The organism is Rhodoblastus sp., from assembly GCF_041915505.1.
Taxonomy (GTDB): Bacteria; Pseudomonadota; Alphaproteobacteria; order Rhizobiales; family Beijerinckiaceae; genus Rhodoblastus.
Genome location: NZ_JAYSBG010000149.1, coordinates 1 through 8151 on the forward strand (window position 1 = coordinate 1; position 8151 = coordinate 8151).

General features: G+C 64.4%; 9 protein-coding genes. 7 read left to right on the forward strand and 2 right to left on the reverse strand.

Annotation, left to right across the window (positions count from 1 at the left end; all coding sequences use genetic code 11):
• From ACE3S9_RS10800 to ACE3S9_RS10820, 5 genes are all read left to right on the forward strand, one after another.
• Nucleotides 1-134, forward strand: a 134-nt coding sequence (locus ACE3S9_RS10800; protein ID WP_374546472.1) for a hypothetical protein, incomplete at its 5' end; no start/stop codon positions are given.
• A 352-nt stretch (nucleotides 135-486) separates the two neighbouring features.
• Entirely contained in the window at nucleotides 487-1482 is a 996-nt protein-coding gene (locus ACE3S9_RS10805) for a TorF family putative porin (RefSeq protein WP_374546465.1), read from the forward strand.
• 399 nt (nucleotides 1483-1881) lie between these two features.
• Nucleotides 1882-3291 (forward strand): type I glutamate--ammonia ligase, encoded by a 1410-nt coding sequence (gene glnA, locus ACE3S9_RS10810; RefSeq protein ID WP_374546466.1) that lies wholly within the window; start codon nucleotides 1882-1884, stop codon nucleotides 3289-3291.
• A gap of 134 nt (nucleotides 3292-3425) precedes the next feature.
• Nucleotides 3426-3941, forward strand: coding sequence for a hypothetical protein (locus tag ACE3S9_RS10815; protein WP_374546467.1), 516 nt, complete (start codon nucleotides 3426-3428; stop codon nucleotides 3939-3941).
• Between the two features lie 103 nt (nucleotides 3942-4044).
• A complete protein-coding gene (locus ACE3S9_RS10820; RefSeq protein WP_374546468.1) occupies nucleotides 4045-4788 on the forward strand; it encodes a hypothetical protein in 744 nt (247 codons plus the stop codon).
• A gap of 6 nt (nucleotides 4789-4794) precedes the next feature.
• Here ACE3S9_RS10820 and ACE3S9_RS10825 read toward each other — a convergent pair whose 3' ends face one another.
• Entirely contained in the window at nucleotides 4795-5502 is a 708-nt protein-coding gene (locus ACE3S9_RS10825) for an MgtC/SapB family protein (protein WP_374546473.1), read from the reverse strand.
• Between the two features lie 303 nt (nucleotides 5503-5805).
• Here ACE3S9_RS10825 and ACE3S9_RS10830 point away from each other — a divergent pair, with 303 nt between their 5' ends.
• Nucleotides 5806-6315, forward strand: a complete 510-nt coding sequence (locus ACE3S9_RS10830) for a DUF992 domain-containing protein (RefSeq protein ID WP_374546469.1) — start codon at nucleotides 5806-5808, stop codon at nucleotides 6313-6315.
• A 124-nt stretch (nucleotides 6316-6439) separates the two neighbouring features.
• A complete protein-coding gene (locus ACE3S9_RS10835) occupies nucleotides 6440-6676 on the forward strand; it encodes a hypothetical protein (protein WP_374546470.1) in 237 nt (78 codons plus the stop codon).
• A 6-nt stretch (nucleotides 6677-6682) separates the two neighbouring features.
• On the opposite strand, the gene ACE3S9_RS10840 is transcribed toward ACE3S9_RS10835, so the two are convergent.
• Nucleotides 6683-8151: penicillin-binding transpeptidase domain-containing protein (locus tag ACE3S9_RS10840; RefSeq protein ID WP_374546471.1), on the reverse strand; the 1469-nt coding region annotated here is incomplete at its 5' end.

Here is an 8151-nt window from a genome sequence, read left to right on the forward strand (position 1 = left end):
TGGCGTGGTCGGGCATTGGCTCGGCGATCCTGTACAAGATCGTCGATCTGATCGTGGGCCTGCGTCCGACCCCGGATCAGGAGCGCGAGGGCCTCGACATCTCCGATCACGGCGAACGCGCCTACAACTACTGAAACCGCGTACCCTCACGCGTCATCACAACAAGGCGGCGGGCCATGGCCCGCCGCTTTTTTCTTGCGCAAGGGCGCCGCGCCGCGCGGCGGTCGCAAGAGACGATTCGACCCTGATCTGCTTGATTCAGGAGGGCCTTGTCGTCCGGCGCCGTTTTTCGCGCCGCCGATTGGAGCGTCAAACCGGCCGCATGGACAGAATATTTGTTACATAATTGCCACAAGCTTCAGAGAACTCTTTCGCACTGCACGTAAATGCCTAAAAAATAATCACATGCATAAGGCTTATCCTTGAGAATTCCGGCTGTTTACCGGCATTTTGGCGGCATCGAGTTTCTCTCTCGTGGAGCAAATTATGAAACTTACTTCCGTCCTCGCGGCCGCCGCTCTGGCCGCCTCCGCCGGCGCCGCCTTCGCCGCGGACCTGCCCTCCACCAAGGCTCCCGTTGTCGCGCCCGTTCCGGTCAGCCCGTGGGATTTCGACATCGGCGCCACGATCACCAGCGATTACCTGTTCCGCGGCATCACGCAGTCGAACCACCAGCCGAGCGTGTGGGCGCGCGCGGAACTGCGTTACAACGTCAATGACAATTGGCAGCTCTACGCCGGCACGTCGGCCGAGAGCATCAAGTTCTCGCCGAACTATTTCCCGGTCGGTTCGCCGGCGGTTGAGTGGGATGGCGACGCCGGCGTTCGCGGCACCTTCGACAAGTTCGCCTTCGATATCGGCGCCATCGTCTATGGCTATCCCGACTCGCCGACGGGCACCAGCCTGGTGTACAGCACGATCCTCGGCGCCTATCCGATCGGCCTGTCGCCGCGGAACCCGACCTTCTTCGAAGTCTATGTCAAGCCGACTTATACGGTTAACGACATCCTCACGGTCGGCGCCAACTTCTTCGCCTCGCCGAGCTATCTCAACACCGGTGCTTCCGACGAATATCTGTCCGGCACGATCAAGCTCACGGGCTGGGGCGCGCTGTCGGCCTTCTCGATCTCCGGTGAAGCCGGCTATCAGTGGCTGGGCAAGGTGGATTCAGTCTATTCCGGCAATTTCGGCCAGACCTACTGCTACATCGGCTGCCAGCCCACCCCCGGCGCCTTTGCCTCGCTCGGTCAGCTGCCGTCCTATGGCTACTGGAACGCCGGCATCTCTTACACCTGGAAGTTCGTCACCCTCGATCTGCGCTACTTCGGCACCAGCCTGAGCAAAGCCCAGGCCTATGTCCTGACCGGCATTCCGAGCGGCGGCAGTGTCGAGTTCGGCTATCCGACGACCTCGAACTATGCGGACGACCGCTTCGTCGCCACGCTGTCGTTCGACCTGACCAGCAAAGACATCAAGTGGTGAAACCAACGACAGGCGGGCTTCGGCTCGCCTTGATCGTGACCATCGCGCCCGGCGTTTCGCCGGGCGCTTTTTTTTTTTAAACCAGGCCTCGATCGGCCTGCTGGCGCTATAGGCGCCCCTCGGGCAGCGGCGCCTAAAAATTAACTAAAGGCTGACTTTCGAATGGGCAGGGCGCGGCGCGGCTGGCGTGAGGCTTTGCCGAAGGGATCGCATAAAGAATTGATTAACAAATAGAATTTTCGCTGTGGCGGCTTTGTCCGGTTTGGCAAGCCAATTGCTAAGTCTTCGACCTGAAGTTGCCTGAATGGCTGGCGACGCGGATTTCCACGCAGATTTTGCCTGCCTTCCCTTCCTGACTTCAAATCCCAAAAAAATGCGTTCATCAACGAGAGGCGTGAAATGACGACTGGCAAGGACGTTCTCAAGAGAATCAAGGACGAAGACATCAAGTATGTCGACCTTCGCTTCACCGATCCGCGCGGCAAGTGGCAGCACGTGACCTTCGACATCGCCCTCGTCGACGAGGAAATGTTCTCGGAAGGCACCATGTTCGACGGCTCGTCCATCGCTGGCTGGAAGGCGATCAACGAATCCGACATGCTGCTCATGCTCGATCCGTCCACCGCGACGATCGACCCGTTTTTCGCGGCCAAGACCCTGTCGATTGTCTGCGACGTGCTGGAGCCGATGACCGGCGAGCCCTATAACCGCGACCCGCGCGGCATCGCCAAAAAGGCTGAGGCCTATCTCAAGACCACCGGCATCGGCGACACCGCCTTCTTCGGCCCGGAAGCCGAATTCTTCGTGTTCGACGACGTTCGCTTCAAGGCCGACCCGTATAACACCGGCTTCGTGCTCGATCAGGTTGAACTGCCGACCAACGCCGATACGGATTACGAAGGCGGCAATCTCGGCCACCGCGTCCGCACCAAGGGCGGCTATTTCCCGGTCCCGCCGGTGGACTCGCTGCAAGACATCCGCGGCGAGATGCTGGCGGCCATGGCGGCCATGGGCGTCAATGTCGAAAAGCACCACCACGAGGTCGCCTCGGCCCAGCACGAACTCGGCATGAAGTTCGGCACGCTGACCACCATGGCGGATCACCTGCAGATCTATAAATACGCCATCCACCAAGTGGCGCACGCCCATGGCAAGACGGCGACCTTCATGCCGAAGCCGATCTTCGGCGACAACGGCTCGGGCATGCATGTCCATCAGTCGATCTGGAAGAGCGGCAAGCCGGTCATGGCCGGCGACAAATATGCCGATCTCAGCCAGGAATGCCTGTGGTACATCGGCGGCATCATCAAGCACGCCAAGGCTTTGAACGCCTTCACCAATCCGTCGACCAATTCCTACAAGCGTCTGGTCCCGGGTTATGAAGCCCCCGTTCTGCTGGCCTATTCGGCCCGGAACCGCTCGGCCTCCTGCCGCATTCCGTGGACCAACAATCCGAAGGCCAAGCGCGTCGAGGTTCGCTTCCCCGATCCGACCGCGAACCCCTATCTGGCTTTCGCGGCCATGCTGATGGCGGGCCTGGACGGCATCGTCAACAAGATCGATCCGGGCGCCGCGATGGACAAGGATCTCTACGACCTGCCGCCGCGCGAGCTGAAGAAGATCCCGACGGTTTGCGGCTCGCTGCGCGAGGCTCTGACCAGCCTGGACAAGGACCGCGCCTTCCTGAAGGCCGGCGACGTGTTCAACGACGACTTCATCGACAGCTATATCGAGCTGAAGATGCAGGACGTGATGCGCACCGACATGACCCCGCATCCGGTCGAATACGACATGTATTATTCCTACTGAGGTTAAAGGCTCATCGGAAAGGAAAGGGCGGCCAATCGGCCGCCCTTTTCGTTTCCGCGGTCGGCGGCCCTTGCCTTTGGCGCCGCGTAAGCTAGTTTTCGGCGGCTCCATCGGCCAATCCGAGCGGGTCCGGCATGATTTCCCTTGACCCGAATTCAGCCGGGCATGGCCGGCGGCGCCGCGCGCGCTGGGCGCTGTCGCGGCCCGCCAGGGCGGCGCTGATCCTCATTCTCGTGCTGGCGACGGCGGCTTTGACCTGGGGTGGGGTTCGCCTCGCGCAGAACTGGCTGGATCGCACCCAGACGATCCATTTTGTCGTCGCCCGCGATGGTCCGGATCGGCAATTCGCCGAGAAACTCGCCCAGGTCATGGCGGGCGCCCATGAATTCATCAGGATCGCGGTGACGTCCTCGGACGATCCTTTGGACGCCTTTTCGCGGCGTGAAGCCGATCTCGTCGTCGCGCGAAGCGATGCGAAATTGCCCGGCTGGAGCCGCGCCGTGGCCAAGTTGGAAAAAGAGATCGTGCTTCTGGCCGCGCGAGGGCGCCAATCTGACGACGCCCTCGCAACTGAAAGCCTTTTCTTTCATCGTTCCCGCGCCGTCGCTCGCCGATCAGGCGCTCCTTCGCGACATTCTGTCCGCCTATGAAATCGGCAAGGACGCCCGTCAGATCGTCGTTCAGTCAAATCTCGACGGCCTTGCCGGCGCCGTGCGGACCGGTTCCGACAAAGCCATTTCCGCGGTCGCGCCTTTGTCGAGGCTGGTCCAGGGTCATCTGCTGGGCGGCCTGCCACAGAGGCTGGAGATTGCGCTGCTGGGCTGGCCCGACAGCAAGGCGCTCGCGCAAAAGCTGCGCGGCGTTTCGGACGAAACGATCGATGTCGGCCTGTTCTCGGTCTCGCCCCTGCTGCCGGCGGACGATCTCGACACTTTGTCCCTGACCGATCTGCTGCTGGCGCGCGACCGCCTTCCCGAGGCGGCTGTTGCGGAGATCGGCAGGGCGATTTTCGAGTTCACGAGCGATCTCTCCATCGAAGGCGCCTTCGCCACCGCGATCGAGCCGCCCGACACCGACAAGGACGCCGCCATTCTCGCCCATCCGGGCGCGGTCCAATATGTCAATGACGACGAGAAATCCTTTCTCGACTGCTATGGCGACTGGATCTATTTGGCGACGCCGATCGCCAGCGTGATCGGTTCGCTGTGCCTTTACGTCTATACCCGCCTCAGCCGCGTAAAACCTTTGCCGGTCGGCGAACTGGCGGAGGAGGCGCTCGCCGTGGCGGCCAGGGCGCGCGGCGCGGAAAGCGCCGAGGAGCTGGATATCGCGGACGAAAGGCTGGACGAGATCCTGCACGAGACCCTGCGCGATCTGCAGGCGAAACGGCTGACCGCCGAGGGGCTCGACGTGCTTCGCCTGGCCTATGAGCAGACGCGGGAATGGATCAAGGGGCGCCGCCGCCTGCTCGCCGCGCGCGAAAAGCCGGCGGCCTGACCGGCCTCAGACCAGGCTGTCGATCCGCTTCCAGCGCGCGGCCGTGACGTCGGCTTCGAGGCTGAGCCGGCCTACGATCAGTTCGAGCCCCAATTCGCGCGGCTTGTCGGCGGTGACCTGCGCCACGATCTCGACCCGGTCGCTGCCCTCGATGTTGGAGCTGTCGAGTTCGCGCAAATGCAGCGCGGCCGATGAGAAATTCTGCAGCAGCAAAGCGCGATATTTCGCCTCCTCATCGGCGCGGCAGATCATTGTCACAATATAATAGGTCTCGACCTCCGCGCTCTCGATCGGCTGCTGATTGATGCGCTTGATCAGGCGCGGCATGAACAGATTGATCGAGGTCACCAGAACCACGGCGAGAATGGCGTGCCGCCAATAGCCCGCGCCGGCGAGCAGGCCGACGGCGCCCGCGCACCACAACGTGGCGGCGGTGTTGAGGCCGCGGACATTGGCGCCCTCCTTGGAGATCACGCCGGCGCCGAGGAAGCCGATGCCGGTGACGACCTGGGCGGCGACGCGGGTCGGATTTTCATCGGTGAATTGTCCCGCGAAGATCACGAAAGTCGCGGCGCCGAGCGAGACGAGCGTATTGGTGCGCAACCCCGCCAGGCGCTGGCGCCATTGGCGTTCGAAACCGATCGCCGCGCCGCAGGCGAGGGCGGCGAGAAGGTGGAGAGCGTCGTCGATGAAATGCTGGTCGATCAGAGTCATTGCTGTCATGGCTTTGGCGCCGGGAGGGAAGCGGCGCCCGCGAGACTCGCGTCGCGGCCGCGCAGGGCTTCGCCTCATAAGCCGCCCGTTCCATGACAGTTTCACGACTTCGCCGGCGCGGCGGCCCATTGCCAAGGCGCAGGTCTTCAGCCTTTACCCTTTTCCCGTGTTTATTATTGCAAAGCCGCAGTCTGCGGTGATAATTCCACGCAGCGGCCCTCTCCCCCAATCCGCCCGCGTCAAAGCCTGTCAGGCCCGCAATTTGGCGGTTTCGTGGTCGCCCCATCAAGGAAGGATCTTCCGATGTTCGTGCGCTCTGTTGTTTTTGCAGCCTCTGTGGCCGCTCTCGCGCTTTCGACCCAGGCCGCCTCCGCCGATCAGGTGAAGGTCGGCACGTTGAACTGCGAGGTTTCCGGCGGTCTTGGTATGATTGTGGCCTCCCGTCGCACCGTCGAGTGCAGCTTCGTCGCTGAAGACGGCCGCATCGACCATTACCTCGGCTCGATCACCAAGGTCGGCGTGGACATCGGCGTGACCACCGGCGGCCAGATCATCTGGGCGGTGTTCGCGCCCACCAGCGGCACGCCCATCGGCGCGCTGGCCGGCAGCTATGGCGGCGTGACCGGTTCGGTCACCGTCGGCGTCGGCCTCGGCGCCAATGTTCTGGTTGGAGGCAGCGCCAGCACGATCGCCCTCCAGCCCGTGTCCGTCAGCGCCCAGACCGGCCTGAATGTCGCTGGCGGCATCGCCGGCCTGACCTTGCAATATGTCCAGCCGCCGGTTCATCACCGCCGTCATCGCCATCATCACTGATCGGCGCCAGCCGCTTCGGCGGCCGGCATGACAGACAAACGGCGCGGGGGCGATCCCGCGCCGCAGGCTTCGCGCCAGCTCGCTCTCCCAGACTGTCGCCGTCGATTTCCACGGCGGTCTGGCCATGAGAGTTTTTCCCCTTATTTTGCTTGTTCTGGCGGCCTCGCCCGCCCCGGCGCAATATTATGCGCCACCGCCCGCCGCGCCGCCCCCGGCCTATGCGCAGCCCTCGCGGCCTCCAGCCGCGGCGTTTCCGACGCCGCCGCCGATCAATCCGCCGGTCTACGAGCCCCCGGCCTATTATCCGCAGACCTATTATCCGCAGACTTACACCCCGGAAAATTATTATCGCGGGAATTGACCGCGCTCATTCCAGCCGCACCAGCACGCTGTCGCCGGCGCCGTTGGCGTCGACAACCGACACCCGTGCGAAGCCGGCGCCGTCCGGCGTCCAGCGCGCCTCGTGGCGCTGGTTCTGCGCATTGGCGCTGTCCTTCAGGGGCGCGCCATTGACCATCCAGGTCAAGGGCGGGGCGCCGCCCTGCGCCTTGAGCGCCAGTTCCGGACGGTCGTCGCTCGGATGCAGCAGGCCGAGATCGATCCGCGCGCCATCCGGCGGAAAGGTGATCTTCAGCGGGTTGGAAAAGGTCGCGGCGAGGATTTTCGGCCCGTCGCGCCGCAAATGCCGCAACGGCGGCGGCAGGGTCGCGGTGGTGGCGGTCAGCACGCCGGGCGGGCGCGGCGGCGGCTCGTTGGTGCCGCCGATCCGCGCGAAGGCGCCGAACAGGATCGGCGCCGCGACCTGTCGGCCGATTAGTCCGGCGACGGCGCCATTATCGGCGCGGCCGACCCAGACGGCCACCGTATGGACGCGGTCGAACCCCACCGCGAGCGCGTCGCGATAGCCATAGGACGTGCCGGTCTTGAAGGCGATCCGGCCGAGCGGGGCGTTGTCCGGCGGCGGCGCGAAACGCAGCACGTCGGCGACCTGCCAGGCGGCGGCGGGCTCGGCGAAGCGCCGGGGCGCTTGCGGAGGCGGCGGGTCGTCGAGGCTTTCGATCAGTTCGGGCGAGACGCCGCCGCGCGGGAAGGCGGCATAGAGCCGGGCGAGATCGCGCAGCCGCACGCCGACGCCGCCGAGGCCGATGGCGAGGCCAATGTCCGAATCCTTTGGCAGGACCAGCGGCAGTCCGGCGCTGCGCAGCCGGGCGAGGAAACGCGCCGGTCCGATCTCGTTGAGCAATTGGGTCGCCGGCAGGTTGAGCGACAATTGCAGCGCCTGCCGCGCCGTCACCGAGCCGTGGAACTTGTCGTCGAAATTGACCGGCTTCCACAGACCGTAACGCGCCGGACTGTCGTCGAGCAGGGTTTCGGGATGGGCGATCCCGTCGCCGAAGGCCATGGCGTAGATGAAGGGTTTCAGCGTTGAGCCCGGCGAGCGGAGGGCTTCGGTCATGTCGATGGCGCCGGCGCGCTCCTTGGAGAAATAATCGGCGCTGCCGACATGGGCGCGGATCTGGCCGGTGGCGTTGTCGATGACGAGAATCGCCATGGTCAGTTTCGGGCCGAGCCGCTCGGCGCGGTCGCGCGCGAGGTTTTCGAGGCTGGCCTGCAAGCGCGCGTCGAGCGTCAGGCGGATGAGTTTCCGGTCAGGATGGGCGCGCGCGAAAGCTTCGGTCGCGTGGGGCGCGAGAGCCGGGAAGGGCTTGCGCTGGATGGGCGGCGGCTCTTCCTTGGCGCGGCGCGCTTCGGCCTCGCTCAGCGCGCGGGCGGCGACGGCGCGATCCAGCACGCGATCGCGCGCGGCGCGGGCCGCCTGCGGGGAACGGTCGGGCC

What these genes read in the sequence shown, in the direction of transcription:
- ACE3S9_RS10835 (WP_374546470.1), top strand. Translation starts at nt 6,440, where the DNA reads ATGAGAGTTTTTCCCCTTATTTTGCTTGTTCTGGCGGCCTCGCCCGCC.
- glnA (WP_374546466.1), top strand. Translation starts at nt 1,882, where the DNA reads ATGACGACTGGCAAGGACGTTCTCAAGAGAATCAAGGACGAAGACATC.
- ACE3S9_RS10815 (WP_374546467.1), top strand. Translation starts at nt 3,426, where the DNA reads ATGATTTCCCTTGACCCGAATTCAGCCGGGCATGGCCGGCGGCGCCGC.
- ACE3S9_RS10825 (WP_374546473.1), bottom strand. Translation starts at nt 5,502, where the DNA reads ATGACTCTGATCGACCAGCATTTCATCGACGACGCTCTCCACCTTCTC.
- ACE3S9_RS10805 (WP_374546465.1), top strand. Translation starts at nt 487, where the DNA reads ATGAAACTTACTTCCGTCCTCGCGGCCGCCGCTCTGGCCGCCTCCGCC.
- ACE3S9_RS10830 (WP_374546469.1), top strand. Translation starts at nt 5,806, where the DNA reads ATGTTCGTGCGCTCTGTTGTTTTTGCAGCCTCTGTGGCCGCTCTCGCG.